Below are 15,713 nucleotides of genomic sequence, written 5' to 3'. Positions count from 1 at the left end.
CGGCGAGGCCGCGGCGGGGCGGCGGCGGAACCGTGCCCGGTGCGCAAGCGGCGGTTTTGCGGCGGCGCGGCGCGGGAGGCCGAATCGCCGCAGGCTGCCGCGATCAGCCCCTGCCCTTGCGGATCGGATCGGCGAGCAGGCGCAGGCCGTTGAGCACCACCAGCACGGTGCCGCCCTCGTGGCCGATCACCGCGATCGGCAAGGGCAGGTTCCAAAACAGCCCCGAAACCACCAGAACCGCCATCGCCCCCATCGCGAAGACAAGGTTCTGCCGGATGATCCGCGCCGTGCGCCGCGCCAGACGATGCGCCTCGGAGAGCCGCGCGATGTCGTCGGCCAGAAGCGCCACATCGGCCGCCTGCAGCGCCACCTCGGAGCCCGCAACCCCCATCGCGATCCCCACATCCGCCCGCGCCAGCGCCGCCGCGTCGTTCACCCCGTCGCCGACGAAAGCGACCCGGCCCCGCGCCGCCAGTTCGGCGACGATCGTCACCTTGTCCTCGGGGCGCAGATCGGCGTGGATTTCATCCGCGCCGATGCCAAGCTCGGCGCCGATCCGCTCCGCCACCGCGCGCCGGTCGCCGGTCAGCATCGCGATCTGCCCGACCCCGCCCGCCCGCAAGGCCGCAAGCCCCGCCGCAGTGCTGTCGCGCGGGCGGTCCTCGCAGGTCACCCCGCCGAGGATCCTCGCGCCCCGCCCCAAAAGCACCAGCGTCCGCGGCGCGGTTTCCAAAACCGCAGGCAGCGCCAGCGTCTCGGCCGCCCGCGCCCCCATCCGGGCCGCCAGCCGCGCATTGCCCGCCCAGATCACCCCCTCGTCATCGACCGCCACCATGCCCTCGCCCGGCACGGCCTTGGCCTCGCGCACCGGCAGCGGAACGATGCCGCGGGCGGCGACGTGCTGGCGGATCGCCGTGGCAATCGGATGTTCGGAATGCGCCTCGATCCCGGCCAGACGGGCCAGGAACGTCGCCGCGTCGCCCTCGCAGTGGATATCGACGATCTCCTGCTTGCCGGTGGTCAGCGTGCCGGTCTTGTCAAAGGCGAAGGTCTCGACCTTGGCGAGCGTCTCCAAGGCCGCGCCGCCCTTGAACAGGACCCCGCCCCGCGCCGCCACCGACAGCGCCGAGAGGATCGCGGCGGGCACGGAAATCACGATGGCGCAGGGACTTGCCGCCACCAGCAGCGTCGCCGCCTTGTAAAGCGCCGCGTTCCAGCCATGCCCGATCGCCCAGAACGCCGCAAAGGCCGAGACCGCGGCCAGCAGCACCGCCACGGTGTAGCGCTGCCCGAACCAGGCCGAGAACCGCTCCGAGGGCGAGCGCGCCGCCTGCGCCTCGGTCACCAGCGCGATCATCCGCGCCACGGTGCTTTCGCCCAGCTCGCGGCGCACCTCGATCTCGAGGACGCCATGCAGGTTCACCGTGGCCTCAAAGACCTGCGCCCCCGGGGCCTTGTGGACGGGGACGGATTCGCCGGTGATCGTGCTTTCGTCGATCGCCCCCTCGCCCGCGACGATGACGCCATCGACCGGCACCCGCGCGCCGGGGCGCAAGATCACCACATCGCCCGGCACCAGGGTTTCGACCGCCACCTCGACCGTGTCCGCGCCCTGCCGTTTCAGCGCGCGGTCGGGGCGCAGCTCCATCAGCGCCTCGATGGTGCGGCGGGCGCGGCCCATCGCCCGGTGTTCGAGCGTGGTCGAAAGGCTGAACAAGCTCAGCAGCACCGCCCCTTCCAGCGCCGCCCCCACCGCCGCGGCGGCCAGCGCCGCGACCACCATCAGAAGATCGATGTCGAGCTGGCGCTCCTCGATCAGCGCGCCAAGGGCCCGATGCGCCGCAGGCACGCCGCCAAAGCCGAAGACGGAAACAAGCGCGGCCGTTTCCAACCAGCCGCCGCCAAAACCGGGCGCAAGCCAATGCGCAAGCGCCGCCACGGTCATGCCCAGAAGGGTCAACCCGGTCAGGACCAGCCGTTGCGTCTCTTCGTTCATCCCGTTCATCCCGATCATCCCGTCCTGCCGATGTCCCTTGGCCGCAACGGGCCGGGGCTGCTCCCTCTTAGCGCGATCGGCCCGGCCGCGGCCAGAGCCGAGACAAGCGCAAAGCGCCGCAATCGTGCCGCGCCCACGCCCCCGAAATCGCGGCGAAATCTCTGTCGCGGAAAGAAGCTGTTAATCAAGCTGGCGTAGCTTGCCCGCATGACCCACGCGCTTTCGCCCCGCCAACAGGAAGACATCGCCCTCGGCTCGCCGCAGATGACGGCGTTGCGGGGCCTGTTCCTGATCTGTCTGCACCACGGCGTCACCCTGCCGGTGACCGAGATCCCCAGCCTCGAAGAGGGCAGCATCGCCCCGAAGATCGAGACGACCTTTCAGCGCGCGGGCTTCCGCACCCGCCAGATCACCGGCGGCAGCTGGCGCAGCGCCAAGGGGCTCGGCTCGGCCTATCCGGCGCTGTGCGAGGGCAAGGACGGCCGCTGGTTCATCCTCGCCCATACCGTCGATCTGCCCGCGGGGCCGCATGCCGCGATCCTTGACCCCGCGCGCGAGGGCGAAGGGATCCTGTTCCTGCCGCAGGCCGAGTTCGAGGCGCGCTGGTCGGGGCGGCTGATCCTGGCGCGGCTGCGCAAGACCGAAACATCGGCGCGGCGGCCGTTCGGCCTGGGCTGGTTCATGCCGGCGCTGCTGGAACAGCGCGCGCTGTTTGGCGGCGTCGCGGTGGCGGTGCTGGCGGGCAACCTGATCGCCTTCTCCCTGCCCTTCCTGATGCAGGTGATGATCGACAGCGTGATTTCCTCGCACAGCTGGAACACGCTGGCCGCGGTGCTGTCGGTCTATGTGTTTCTGGTGCTGTTCGACGCGGCCTTCAGCTATGTGCGCCAACGCCTGATGCAGATCTGCGGCGGGCGGCTCGATGCGCGGATCGGCGCGGCGGTGCATGCCCATCTTTTGTCGCTGCCTTTGTCGGTGTTTGAGACGACGGCCGCGGGGGTTCTGGCCCGCAACATGCAACTGACCGAAAAGATACGGCATTTTCTGGTGGGGCGGCTGTTTCAGACGATGCTGGATGCGGCGCTTTTGCCGGTGCTGCTGACGCTTCTGGCGCTTTTGTCGGGGCTGATGACGCTGGTCGTGCTGGGCTTTGCGCTGACCATCGCCGGGCTTCTGGCGCTGTTCCTGCCCGCGCTGCAACGACGTCTTTCGGCGCTTTACGACGCCGAGGCGGGGCGGCAGGCGCATCTGGTCGAGACGCTGCACAACATGCGGACGGTGAAGGCGCTGGTGCTGGAGGGCACGCGGCGCGGGCTTTGGGAAACCGCGCTCGCACGCACCATCCGCAGCCAGTGGCAGGTGGGGGAACTTTCCGCCACCGTCAGCGCGCTGACCTCGCTGATGGAGCGGCTGATGCAGGTCGCGGTTCTGGGCCTTGGCGCCGAACAGGTGCTCTCGGGGCAGATCAGCGTCGGCACTTTGGTCGCCTTCATGATGCTGTCCGGACGGGTCACCGGCCCGCTGGTGCAGATCGTCGGGCTGATCAACGAATGGCAGGAAGCGGCGCTGGCCGTGCGCACCCTGCGCGGCGTGATGGACCACCCGCCCGAGCGCGGCCCCGAGGTGCGACCGATCCGCCCGCCCTTGCGCGGGGCGATCCGGATCGAGGATCTGTGCTTCACCTATCCCGGCACCGCGACGCCTGCGCTCGATCATCTGACCCTCGACATCGCCGCCGGGCAGGTGATCGGCATCGTCGGCCGTTCGGGCTCGGGCAAGACGACGCTGACGCGGCTGTTGCAGGGCATCGGATCGGCGCAATCGGGCCGCATCCTTTACGACGGCAACGACGCGCGCCACATCGATCTTGACCATCTGCGCCGCTCGGTCGGCATCGTGCTGCAGGAAAACGTGCTGTTTCGCGGCACCTTGCGCGAAAACATCGCGCTCGCCCGCCCCGATGCCAGCCACGAGGCGGTGCTGCGTGCCGCGACGCTTGCGGGCGCGGCGGAATTCATCGACCGGCTGCCGCAGGGGCTGGACACCCCGGTCGAGGAAGGCGGGGCGAACCTGTCGGGCGGGCAGCGGCAACGCATCGCGCTGGCGCGGGCGCTGCTGGCCGATCCGCCGATCCTGATCCTCGACGAGGCGACCAGCGCGCTTGACCCGGAATCCGAGGCGGTGGTGAACCGCAATCTCGCCGCCATCGCGCAGGGCCGCACGGTGATCGTGGTCTCGCACCGGATGAGTTCGCTGGCGCGATCGGATGCGATCCTGGTGCTGGATCGCGGCCGGATCGAGGATTTCGCGCCCCATGCGGTGTTGCTGGCGCGTTCGACGACCTATCGCCATCTTTGGCTGCAACAGGCGGGGCAGACGGAATGATCCGGCTTGGAAGCATCGACCGCGCGGCAATCGCGTTTCAGGACGATCTCGACCGGGTGCAGGTCGAGCCGGTGCCGATCCTGTTGCGGCTCTGGCCGTTTCTGGCGGCGGCGCTGCTCGCGGGTCTCGTCGGGCTGGCTGCGCTTCTGCGCGTCGATGTGGTGGTCAGCGCCCCGGGCCAGCTTGCCGCGGCCGAGCCGCCGCTGATGCTGCGCCCCGCCGCCAGCACCCGGCTGGATGCGCTGCTGGTGCGTCCGGGCGATGTCGTCGTGGCGGGGCAGCTGCTGGCGCGGCTCGATCCGACCCAGCCCGAGGCCGACCTTGCCGCGCTGGAAGCCGAGCGCGATGCGCTCTCGGCCCGGATCGCGCGGCTGACTGCGGAACTGGATGGCGGCACGCTTCTTGAAACCGGCCCGGCGCTGGCCGCGGAAGCCGATGTGCTGGCCGAGCGGCGGCTGGAAAGCCGCACCAAGGCCGAGGCGCTGCAGGCCGAAATCGCCTCGGCCGAGGCCTTGATTGCCGCGGAGACCCGCGATGGCACGGGGCTGCGCGAACAGCTGTCGATCCTGCGCGAGGTCGAGACGATGCGCAACACCCTGGCCGAACGCCAGAGCGGCTCGCAACTGGCGGTGCTGGATGCGCGGTTGATGCGGCTGCGCGCCGAGGCCGACCAGCGCGCCCATGAAAGCCGCCTGGCCGAATTGCGCGACCGCCGCGAGCGCGCCATCGCCGAACATCGGATGTTCCTGACCAGTCTGAAACGCACCGCCAGCGAGCAGCTGGCCGAAGCGCAGCCGCGGCTGCAGGTCGTCGAGGAGCAGATCGCCAAGGCCCGCGCGCTGCGGGAAATGGCCGATCTGGTCGCCCCCCGTCCGGGCGTGGTGCTGCGCGTCGCCGAGGGCGGTGTCGGCAGCCTGATCCCGGCGGGCAATCCGGTGGTGGTTCTGGTGCCGACCGATGTGCCGATTCTGGCCGAGATCGGGCTGCGCTCGACCGATGCCGGACGGGTCGTCGCGGGCGATCCCGTCTCGATCAAGATCGACGCCTTCCCCTGGCGCGAACACGGCCAGCTGACCGGCACCCTGACCGAAGTCGGCCATGCCAGCTACCGCAGCCAGGGCGCCTCGGAGGCGCAGCATCCCGCCCATGTGGCGCTCGATCCCGGCGCCGTGCTGAACAACCTGCCGCCCTCTGCCACGCTTCTGCCCGGCATGACGCTTTCGGCCGAGATCCACACCGGCACCCGTTCCGTCCTGTCCACATTTTTCGAGCCGATCCTGCGCGGATTGGCCGAAGCGCTGCGCGATCCGTGATCGCCATGCCCGTTCCCCCCGTTTCAGATCGCCCCATGAAGGAGAATCCCATGACCGATGCGACCCCGATCGAAACCGCCGATGCGGTGCCGATGACCAAGACCAGGACCGTGCTGCATGTCGGCTGCGGTCTCGCGCATCCGGCGAAACTGCCCGAGGCCTATTTCCCGCTGTCCGACTGGCGCGAGCTGCGGCTCGACATCGATCCCGACGTCGCCCCCGATATCGTCGCCAGCCTGACCGACATGTCGGCCGTCGGCGATGCCAGCGTCGATGCCGTCTGGTCGTCGCACAACCTCGAACATCTGGCGCCGCATGAGGTTCCGGTGGCGCTGGCCGAGTTCATCCGGGTGCTGAAACCGGGCGGCTTCGCGCTGGTGACCATGCCCGATCTGCAGCAGGTGGCGACGCTTGTGGCCGAAGGTCAGCTCGAAGAGCCCGCCTACATGTCGAGCCTCGGCCCGATTTCGCCGCTCGACATCCTTTACGGCTATCGCCCCGCGCTGGCCGAAGGCAACATCTTCATGGGCCATCGCACCGGCTTCACCGCCAAGTCGCTGAAGGAGCACCTGACCCGCGCCGGTTTCGCGGGCGTGACCGTCGAACGCGACGGCCGCTTCGCGCTGTGGGGGGTTGGCACCCGGCTCGCCGCGGCCTGACCGGCCCGGCGCCGACAAGACGAAGCACAGGACCGCGAAAGGCCCGGATCATCCGATCCGGGCCTTTTTCTGCATCTTGATGCGCCTGCCCGCTCCCGCCGCCCCGAAGGGCATCGAGGCGCCGTCGGTCGGGGCCGTCAGTCGGGGCCGGACATGAAAACGGGGCTTCCAGACGGAAGCCCCGGATCGGGAAGACCGCCTCCGCCGAAGCGGAAGCGGCCGTTGTCGGATCGGATCAGAGCAGCAGCGCCGAGCGCTGTTCGTCGCTCAGATAGCCGAGCTGCGTCGTGCTGAACGCCGCCGTCTGGGTCGAGGTCAGCGCGGCGAGATCCGCCGTTTCCATCGCCCCGAGCATGCCCGCGTCAAGGCCCGAAAGCTGGGCGGTGGTCAGCGCCGTGACCTGCTTGGTGTCCAGCGCCGCAACGGCGCCCGCGGTCAGCTCGTTCAGCGCCGCGACGGACATCGCCCCGATCTGCGCGCTCGTCAGGCTGGCGATCTGCGCCGTCGTGAAGCCCGCCCCCTGTTCCGAGGTCAGCGCCGCCAGCTGAACCGTGGTCAGCGCCTTCACCGCCGCGGAAGTCAGCGCCCCGAAGTCCTGGCTTTCGAGCGCACCGATCTGGGCGGTCGACAGCGTCGCAACCTGGGTCGCCGTCAGAGCCTTCGCCTGATCGGTGGTCAGGGCGTCGATCTGCGACGTGCTCAGAGCCGCGAGCTGGGTCGAGCTCAGGCCTTTGATCGCAGCCGTCGCCAGCTTGGCGAAATCCGCAAGCTCAAGCGCGGCGATCTGCCCGGTGCTGAGCGCCGCCACCTGCGCCGAGGTCAGCGCGGCCGCATGATCCGTCGTCAGCGCCACGATGTCATCCGTGCCAAGACCCGCCAGAGCGGCCGCACCAAGCGCCTTGACCTGCGCCGTGGTCAGCACGCCGTTGATCTGCGCGGTGGTCAGACCGGCCAGCTGCGCCGAGCTGAGGGCGCCCATCTGTGCCGTCGTCAGCTTCGCCAGCGTGGCATTGGAGAGCGCGGCGATATCGGCGCTCTCGAGCCCCTTGATCGCCGCCGTGGTGATCTGCGCGATCTGATCGGTGCCGATCGCCGCCGCCTGCGCCGTGGTCAGCGCGGTGACCTGCGCCGCGGTGAAGCCCTTGAAGGCCGCGGCCGAAAGCTTGGCGAGATCGGCCGTTTCCATCGCCGCGACCAGCGCCGTGCTCAGGGCGGCGACCTGGGCCGAGCTCAGCGCCGCGGCCTGGGCAGTGGTCAGCGCCACGATGTCGGCGGTTTCGAAGCCAACAATGTTGCCGGCGGTGAAGCCCTTGATCTGCGCCGTGCCAAGCGCGGCGATCTGCGCCGTGGTCATCGCCCGGACCTGCGCCGAGCTGAGCACGCCGATCTGTGCCGAGGTCAGCGCCTGCGCTTCGGCCGTGGTCAGCGCCGCCATGTCGGCCGTGCTGAGCCCCTTGACCGCCGCGGTCGAGAGCAAGCCGATCTGAAGCGAGGTCAGCGCCGCCGCCTGGGCATCGGAAAGCGCCGCGATCTGCGCCGAGGTCAGGCCCTTGACCGCCGCGGTGGTCAGGCTGGCGATATCGGCGCTTTCGATGCCGCCGACCTGGGCGGTCGTCATCGTCGCGATCTGCGTCGAGGTCAGACCGCCGATCTGCGTCGAGCTGAGCGCGGTCAGATCCGCCGCGGCGAGCCCCTTGATCCCGGCCGTCGAAAGCTGGCCGATCTGCGTCGAGGTCAGCTGGCCAAGCTGGGTCGTGGTCATCGCACCGACCTGCACCGAGCCGAGGCCCTTGATCGCCGCCGTGCTCAGATCGTCGATGGCCGCCGTGCCGATCGCCGCGATCTGGCCCGTGGTCATGACCGCCAGCTGCTTGTCGGTCAGCCCCTTGACCTGCGCCGAGGTCAGCGCCCCGACGGTGGCCGTGGTGACGCCGACGATGCCGGTGGCGCTGAGCGCGCCGATCTGCGTCGAGGTCAGCCCGGCGACGGTCGCCGTGCTGACGCCCGCCAGCTGCGCCGAGGACAGCGCGGCCAGTTGCGCCGTGGTCATCGCCGCGACCTGGGTCGAGCTCATGTTGGTGTTCAGATCCGCCGAGGACAGGCCCTTGACGGCGGTGGCGCTCAGATTGGCGATCTGGGCGGTGCTCAGCTGACCCACCTGCGCGTTGGTCAGCGCGCTCACCTGGGCCGAGCCGAGCCCCTTCACCGCCGTGGTGGTCAGGCTGGTGAGCGCGGTGGTGGTGATGTCGTCGATCTGCGTCGACGTCAGCGCCGCGACCTGTTTCGACGACAGCGCGCCGATCCGGGCGCCGTCAAGCGCGCCGATGAAGCCCGAGCTGAGCCCGGCAATCGCCGTGGCGTTCAGCGCGGCGACCTGCGCGGTGCTCAGGAGCGGCGCCTGGGTGGTGGTCAGATCGTCAAGCTGGGTCGAGCCGAGCGCGGCGATCTGCGCGGTGGTGAAGCCCGCCAGCTGCGCCGAGGTGAAGGCGGCAAGTTCGCTCGATTCCAGACCCTTGACGGCGGACGTGGTGAGGCCGGCAATCTGCTCGGCGGTCAGCGCGGCCGCGGCGGCGCTGCTCAGGGCGGTGATCTGCGCCGAGGAAAGGCCGCCGACGCCGGTCGCCGTCAGCCCCGCAAGGGTGGTCGTGGTGAGGTTGGGAAGCTGCGTCGTGGTCAGCGCGGCGATCTGGCTCGAGGACAGCACGGCGGCCTGATCGGAGGTCAGCGCGCCGATCGCCGCCGCGCTCAGCCCCTTGATGCCCGCGGTGGTCAGCACCACGACCTGGGTGTCAAGCAGCGTCGGAACCTGGGTCGCCGTCAGCCCGGCGAGTTGCGTCGAGGTCAGCACGCGCAGGTTGGCGGTGCCGAGCACCGGCAGCTGGTCGCTGGTCAGCGCCCCGAGCTGGGCGGAAGACATCGAGGCGACATCCGCCGTCGTGAGAGCCGCGATTGCCGCCGTCTCCAGCGCGGCAATCTGGGTCGTCGTCATATTGGAAATGGCCGTCATGGTACGTTCCCGGGTTGAAGGATCAACAATCTGCTCCGTCGGGGCGTTCCCCCGACAGGCATCGGCCGGTTCTCGGCCACACATGACATCGGACGATGCGCACAAGCCGTTACGGAGCCGTTAAATCCGCCCCTTCCGGGCCATCGGACCCGAAGAAAATTAGGTCGAATTCAATTCAACCCCGGCTTTGAGGCGCGAAACCGGCCGTTGTTTACCGCGGATTTACCTTGCGATGCGAGGCTTGCGCCGAGGCCTCTGCGAAGGTCGGCATCCAGAAGGAGTTTGCCCTTGCCATCCGTCGTTCCGTTCCTGCCCCTGCCCGGCGACACCCAGACGATCGCCGCGGCGCTGCACCAGCCCGGCGGCTTCACCGCCCAGGGCGATCTGGCGCCGCATCTGGCGCGGGCGGTGGCGGCGCTCGGGATCGAGGGGCTGGTCAGCATCGGCGAGGCCGTGGCCCCGGCGCAGGGGGTGGCGCTTTATCGCGCCTGGCTTCTGCAGCACGGGCAAAAGGGCGACTCGGCGGCGGCCTGGTACAATCTCGGTGTCGCGCTGCAACGGACGGGGCAACATGGCGAGGCGACGGCGGCGCTCGAAACGGCACAGCGGCTGCGGCCCGGCCTCTGGCAGGCGGGTCTGGGCCGCGGGCTGGCCTTCGAGGCGGCGGGCGCCCCCGATGCCGCGCTGAGCGTCTGGCGCGAGCTGTTGCCCCCCGCCGAGGCGCGCCGACAGATCCACATCCAGTTGGCGCGGCTGCTGGAAGACCGCGGCCGTCTGGGCGAGGCGATCGAGGAGGCGAGGGCGGCGCTGCTCATCGAGCCCGACCAGCCCGACGTGATCCAGCATCTGGTGCACAACCGCCAGCGCACCACCGCCTGGCCGGCGACCGAGGTGGCGGTGCCCGGCGTTTCCGAGACGATGGCGGCGCAGCATGCGGGCCCTCTCGCCGCGCTGGCGCTGGTCGATGATCCGGCGCGTCAGGCCGAGATCTGCGCCAGCTGGATCGGCCGCAAGGTGCCCGCCGCGCCGCAGCTGCTCGCCCCTGCGGGCGGCTATGCCCACGACCGGCTGCGGATCGGCTATCTGTCTTCGGATTTCTGCCGCCATGCGATGAGCTATCTGATCGCCGAGCTTCTGGAACGCCATGACCGCGCGCGTTTCGAGATCTGGGGCTACGATGCCACCCGCGACGATGGCAGCGACGTGCGCGCCCGGGTGCTGGCGGCGCTCGACCATCACGTGCCGATCCAGGAGATGACCGACGAGGCCGCCGCCGCGCGCATCCGCGCCGATGAAATCGACATCCTGATCGATCTGAACGGCCTGACCAAGGGCGCGCGTCCGGCGATCTTGCGGGCGAAACCGGCGCCGATGCAGGTGACCTATCTGGGCTATATCGGTCCGGTGCCGCTGCCCGAGCTGGATTACCTGCTGTGCGACGCGGTCACCGTGCCGCCCGGGACCGAGGCCGAATACAGCCCGCGCCCGCTGCGGATCGCGGGCTGCTATCAGGCCAATGACGGCGTCGTGCCGCAGCTGCCCGCCGTCACCCGCGCCGAGGAAGGCCTGCCCGAGGACGCGATCGTCTTCACCTGCGTCTCGCATCATTACAAGCTGACCGAGGCGGTCTGGGGCGCCTGGGGCCGCATCGTCGCCCGGGTTCCCGGTTCGGTGCTCTGGATCATCGACGACAATCCGCAATCGCGCGCGGCGCTGACGGCGCGCTGGGCCGCGGCGGGGCTGGCGCCCGAGCGGCTGATCTTTGCCGCCCGCACCGATCCCGCGCGCTACCGCGCCCGGCTGGCTTTGGCCGATCTCTTCCTCGACACCACGCCTTACAACGCGGGCACCATCGCCTCGGATGCGTTGCGCATGGGGCTGCCGCTGATCACCACGCGCGGCCGGGCCTTTGCCGCCCGGATGGGGGCAAGCCTTCTGACCGCGATCGGCCTGCCCGACTGCATCGCCGAGGATCTGGCGGGCTACGAGGATCTGGCGGTGGCGATCGGCACGGATCCGGCGCGGCTCGGGGCGCTCAAGGCGCATCTGGCGACCGGCGCCTGGGAGCGCACGCTGGGCGATGCCGAGGATTTCACCCGCCGCTTCGAAGCCGCGCTGCTGGCGGGCCGGGCCGCGCTTTGACGCGGTCCGAGGCGCTGGTCTGCGGGCCCGCGGAACCGCCTTGCGCCCCGCAACGGGCGCATTGCGAACCGTCCGATGACGACCTGTCGGCCGATCGTCCTGCAAGCTTCCCTGGACCGGGAATATACTTCCCGCATTCAGGAAATACATAAACCATCCGCCCCGACCCCGAGGCCGCCGCGGCTTTCGCCTGCCTTGGCCGCCCCGGACCTCTGGCCGGGTTCCGGCGGCTCATGCGCTTTGCGCCGAGGGCGTGCGGGGCGGTTGCGGTTTGATGCCGCCGACTTTCCCAAGACCGAAACCCTGATCGGCGATCTTGTGCGCGATCTGGGCCGGGCCTGGCCCGACCTGTTGCCCGAAGCCCTCAGCAAAAAGGCACCTCCCATCGGCCCTCATGCTTCCCGATGGCGCGTTGCGGATGCTGGTGCTTTTGCCGGCTTATAGCTTCGGCCCGGGGACGCTTGCTTGGCTCTTCCTGCTTTACGAGGTCGCGGGCAACGGCACCGACCAGCGCGACAAATACGAAGAAGGGGCTTGGCTTCTTTACCCGGCGCCGCCTTCCCGGCCCGTGTCGGCTTCAAACCGGCGATCTGCGGCATGGCGGGGCTGCTGGCCCTGATCCTGATCGCCGTCGTGGCGGTCTTGTCGGCGGTCTTGCCCGGGCCGAGGACATCCGAAGACAGCCGGGGCGGATCGGGACGCAGCGGCAATCGCCGGGGGACCGCCGCGCAAAGCGGTGCAGCGGCGGGCCGACCGGTGTGCCTTCGCGACACCGCGTGAAGCCGAAGCGACTGATCTTCTTTGTGAATTTAGGGGTATTGGAGCGGGTGAAGGGAATCGAACCCTCGTCATCAGCTTGGGAAGCTGCGGCTCTACCATTGAGCTAACGATACCATTTTCCTTTCAGTTCAATGGCATCTTTCGTCCCCGCCCAACGAGTTGGCCGTGGCCGACACCCGCAAGGAAACTGCCGACAAGGTAGCAAATCCCACAATGTGGGACAAGATGTGGGACAGGGTCAGTTTCCCGTCACCCGATGCGAACAGCCGTCCCCGATGCGAACAGCCGTCCCCGAGGCCACAAGCAGGATCATGTTCCCGCTGCTACTGATCTCGGTGTAGTCCAGATCGACGCCAATAGCCTCGTTTGACCCGACCTATGATAAGGAAGCCCCCTAAGGGGCCTCCTAGTGTCATCACCAGAGCTAACCGTCCGTCTGCCCAAAGGCATCAAAGTCACAGCGTGTTGTGCATCCACCGCACTTTGGTTGGTAAGGGCAAAGGGTGCGAGCCTCTGGAGGGGTATTTAATGTGCAGACCCAATATTGCCTATCTCCTGCTACTTTGAATCGGCCCTCCCACCTCGACGCACGGACGATTCGTTTCGTATAATGCGGGCAGCGCATCTTTTCAGCGCCAAATGTTCCACTCATTTTCTTCCTCTATACTCTCTGTTCTCTCTCTTCCTTCTTAATTAATTAATCTTCTTCTATAAGTGATATATCTTCATCTACCCCCCAATCCACTGATACTGTTCTGTTGCACTGATAAGTTATGTTGCCTAATGGCGGGACAATTTCCACATCTTGACCTAAAATGCTCGCATCCACATAGAAGGTTGCTCCTAGATAGTGCATCATCATTGCGTGAATGGCTTCGATGGTTCTATTTTTATCTGATACTTTGCAGATCAAGGAGTCATGTACGGGATAGGTTGCTATGCCTTCCTGTGCCAACTTGTGAACTGCGCCAAGAATGATTTGGCTTTCCAGATGCATTAATTCCGCCCATTTTCCCTCGGCCTCTGTTAGGAATGGATATGCCCGGAAAATATCTGCGTAGTAGTCTTTTGCTTTCGCACCCTTAGGCAGGTTAAATTCTTTTCTTATCGGGGTGGCTTTCATCCTTTTTGCGTCTCTGTCCCAATACTCTCTTCCTTTTGGAAAGGTGGTGCGGTTTAGTGCTCCGGTTTCGCTTTCATTTCCAACAGCAGTGCTTAAGAGTTTTTTCGCTAATGCTCGCATGCTATGCTTTCTGTCAGGATCAATTTCTCTCTCTACAAACCAGATTCTTTGATAAGGGTCTTGTGGCAAAGGTGCCCCATTTCCGTAGTGGATGTTCGCAAGGTTCAGGTATGAAGCCTTTAGGTCAATTTCGCAGACGGGTTCTTCGTCTATTGTCATTTCCAACCGCTCTACTTCTCTGTATTGCTGCCAAGGACCGTACATCCTTCCGCCTTGTGTCAAACTTCCATTATTAAAAATGCGCTTGCCATGCCGAAACGCTCGCCCGTCAAGGGTGGTGAGGGGGTTTGCAGCCATTGCTGAGTTAATTTCCCTGACGAAATCCAGTTCTTTTTCATATTGATCGCCGAATTTTTTCGCGCTTATACGTTTGCCTCCCGTAATTTTCCCATCGGGCGCTCGTTTCTTTCTCGATCTGACAATGACGGGTTGGGTTTTTCCATGTGGCTTAAATCGAAGCTGCTCTGTCTCAAATGGTATTGACGTTTCGTAGATGCTCGCTAACTTGTCTTTTTTGCTGGATTTCTGCACCTTTCGCATCCATCCGGCATTGATGAACCTCTCGCGCATTTCCCTTGCAATTACCCCGCCATACATCGCCCCCACATATTCATCATTTCCGCCTAACCAGATAATTAAACCATTGCGCGCATATCTCGCGGCCACGAAAAAGTCGCAGGTTGCACAAATCTTTTTATAATGGTGCTTGTTCTTTGGGCTGAGTTCCAAGCCTAGTTCGAGAAGTTTCCCCAAAATGAAATTGGTAGTGAAATCATTGGCGGGTTCGAAGTCTGTGTAAACTTGGCTGCTGGCTTCAAGGAGAATCCCAAATTGATCGGACTCTCGTTGAAATGATCTCGCATCTTTAGGCATAATTTCCTCGGTGTTGCTGAAATGAAAAATCCCGCGATCCTTGCGGGGCGGGGCAGGCAGTTTTAAGTTCTAGAGTGCAGACACAAAAAAGCCCGCGATCCTCTCGGTGCGGGGTAGCTGTGCTGAGCCAGTGCTTGACTGGCGATGAAGCCATAGCACGGATTCTGGAGATCACCAAGAAAAATCGTCAAAAGTCAAGTAAATCAAAGCGTTAGATTATACGCCGCTGTTGCGACGTGATTCGCCTTTCGATTCAGCGGCTTGACCGCGATTCTTGCCTCGCGCTCATAATATAAAAGCAATATCAAGCACTTGTGGAAATCCGCCTCGTTTTGCGCCTCTCTGTCGTCTCTGGAAATGCAGAGTTCGCTAATCCCCTCGGCAGGGGCACGTTGAGGCAATGAGGGGGCAGGAAATCCCAGGGTCAGTTCTTCGACGGTCTGGAGGTGGTTGCAAAGCGGCAATGGCGATCTAGCGCATATCTCCCCCCTGAAATCGGCCAAGGGTAACAGTGATGGTGCAAGCGGGAAAGGTAGTCACTCAAGGGCATACCCCAGCGTTGCCATTCTTCTGTTACTGCGCAGGCAAGCCGAGATGGTAACAATAGGATCGAATCGTTGAAATGTTACCGTCGCGATGGTAACTCTAGAGTCATAAGTTACCACCTTGGAGGTGTCGCTATGGCTACTGTCGGTTATCGTCGCGTCTCTACCCTCGATCAGTCTCTTGATCGTCAAGACATAGGGGAAGTGGACAAGCTGTTTGAGGAAAAGGTCTCAGGGGCCACCGCCAAGGATCGCCCCGCGCTGCAAGACCTGATCGGTTGGGTGAGAGAGGGGGATAGCGTAGTGGTGTGGTCGATTGATCGCCTTGCCCGCAATCTGCAAGACCTTCTGGCGATTGTGCAGGAACTCAACGCGAAAGGCGTCTCGATCCGGTTCGTTAAAGATAACCTGACCTTCCCGCCAGAGGGCAGCGATGGGGCGTCTAAGCTGTATCTTTCGATCCTTGGGGCAGTTGCCGAGTTCGAGCGGTCCATTCTCAAGCAGCGGCAGGCAGAGGGGATCGCCAAGGCGAAGGCGAAAGGGGTGTATAAGGGGCGCAAGGCAACGATTGACAGGGATCGAATCAAGCAACTGAGCGAAGAGGGGTTGTCCACCTACAAGATCGCCGAGGTGATGGGGATCAGCCGCATGACCGTGCATCGGACGTTGAACGGGTAAGGGGGGCTTGGGACCCCCCAGATTTCTGACAAGGGAAATCGGCTTGGCGGGTTTTCGGGTCTGAGTCCGCAGGAAAGAATTACGTTTAAGCC

Annotated in this window: 9 protein-coding genes and 1 pseudogene; 6 read left to right on the top strand and 4 right to left on the bottom strand. The window is 65.7% G+C overall.

Going from position 1 to position 15,713, the window contains the following annotated elements; translation table 11 throughout:
* Positions 1-103 precede the first annotated feature (103 nt).
* Positions 104-2,014 carry a cation-translocating P-type ATPase gene (locus tag FBT96_RS07405; protein WP_394347661.1) on the bottom strand — a complete coding sequence of 637 codons (1,911 nt, stop codon included), beginning with the start codon at positions 2,012-2,014 and terminating at the stop codon, positions 104-106.
* A 189-nt stretch (positions 2,015-2,203) separates the two neighbouring features.
* On the opposite strand from FBT96_RS07405, the gene FBT96_RS07400 reads away from it, so the two are divergent.
* Genes FBT96_RS07400 through FBT96_RS07390 form a run of 3 tightly spaced genes read left to right on the top strand, consistent with a single transcriptional unit; the run spans position 2,204 to position 6,353 of the window.
* The gene (locus tag FBT96_RS07400) at positions 2,204-4,381 is read left to right on the top strand and encodes a peptidase domain-containing ABC transporter (protein WP_136905667.1); all 2,178 of its coding nucleotides are present in this window, start codon (positions 2,204-2,206) and stop codon (positions 4,379-4,381) included.
* A complete protein-coding gene (locus FBT96_RS07395; protein ID WP_136905666.1) occupies positions 4,378-5,694 on the top strand; it encodes an HlyD family type I secretion periplasmic adaptor subunit in 1,317 nt (438 codons plus the stop codon). The genes FBT96_RS07400 and FBT96_RS07395 overlap by 4 nt, the downstream gene beginning before the upstream one ends.
* A gap of 50 nt (positions 5,695-5,744) precedes the next feature.
* Positions 5,745-6,353: a class I SAM-dependent methyltransferase gene (locus FBT96_RS07390; protein WP_136905665.1), complete on the top strand. Its 609-nt coding sequence runs from the start codon at positions 5,745-5,747 to the stop codon at positions 6,351-6,353.
* 235 nt (positions 6,354-6,588) lie between these two features.
* On the opposite strand, the gene FBT96_RS07385 is transcribed toward FBT96_RS07390, so the two are convergent.
* Positions 6,589-9,360: a beta strand repeat-containing protein gene (locus FBT96_RS07385; protein ID WP_136905664.1), complete on the bottom strand. Its 2,772-nt coding sequence runs from the start codon at positions 9,358-9,360 to the stop codon at positions 6,589-6,591.
* Positions 9,361-9,648: 288 nt separating this feature from the next.
* Between FBT96_RS07385 and FBT96_RS07380 the strand changes: the two genes are divergently transcribed.
* Positions 9,649-11,502: an O-linked N-acetylglucosamine transferase, SPINDLY family protein gene (locus tag FBT96_RS07380; protein WP_136905663.1), complete on the top strand. Its 1,854-nt coding sequence runs from the start codon at positions 9,649-9,651 to the stop codon at positions 11,500-11,502.
* A gap of 534 nt (positions 11,503-12,036) precedes the next feature.
* Complete coding sequence (locus FBT96_RS20630) at positions 12,037-12,282, top strand: hypothetical protein (RefSeq protein WP_169583291.1); 246 nt, start codon at positions 12,037-12,039, stop codon at positions 12,280-12,282.
* A gap of 238 nt (positions 12,283-12,520) precedes the next feature.
* On the opposite strand, the pseudogene FBT96_RS07370 reads toward FBT96_RS20630, so the two are convergent.
* Both FBT96_RS07370 and FBT96_RS07365 read right to left on the bottom strand, forming a co-directional pair.
* Positions 12,521-12,643 (bottom strand): annotated as a pseudogene (locus FBT96_RS07370) (hypothetical protein); the annotation flags it as partial.
* A gap of 336 nt (positions 12,644-12,979) precedes the next feature.
* Positions 12,980-14,398: a hypothetical protein gene (locus tag FBT96_RS07365; protein ID WP_136905661.1), complete on the bottom strand. Its 1,419-nt coding sequence runs from the start codon at positions 14,396-14,398 to the stop codon at positions 12,980-12,982.
* Between the two features lie 680 nt (positions 14,399-15,078).
* Here FBT96_RS07365 and FBT96_RS07360 point away from each other — a divergent pair.
* The gene (locus FBT96_RS07360; protein WP_136905660.1) at positions 15,079-15,621 is read left to right on the top strand and encodes a recombinase family protein; all 543 of its coding nucleotides are present in this window, start codon (positions 15,079-15,081) and stop codon (positions 15,619-15,621) included.
* Positions 15,622-15,713: the final 92 nt, after the last annotated feature.

This window comes from Rhodobacter capsulatus, assembly GCF_005144475.1.
Taxonomy (GTDB): domain Bacteria; phylum Pseudomonadota; class Alphaproteobacteria; order Rhodobacterales; family Rhodobacteraceae; genus Rhodobacter; species Rhodobacter capsulatus_C.
Note: the sequence above shows the minus strand (reverse complement) of the source record. Positions and strands in the feature narration are given on the sequence as shown.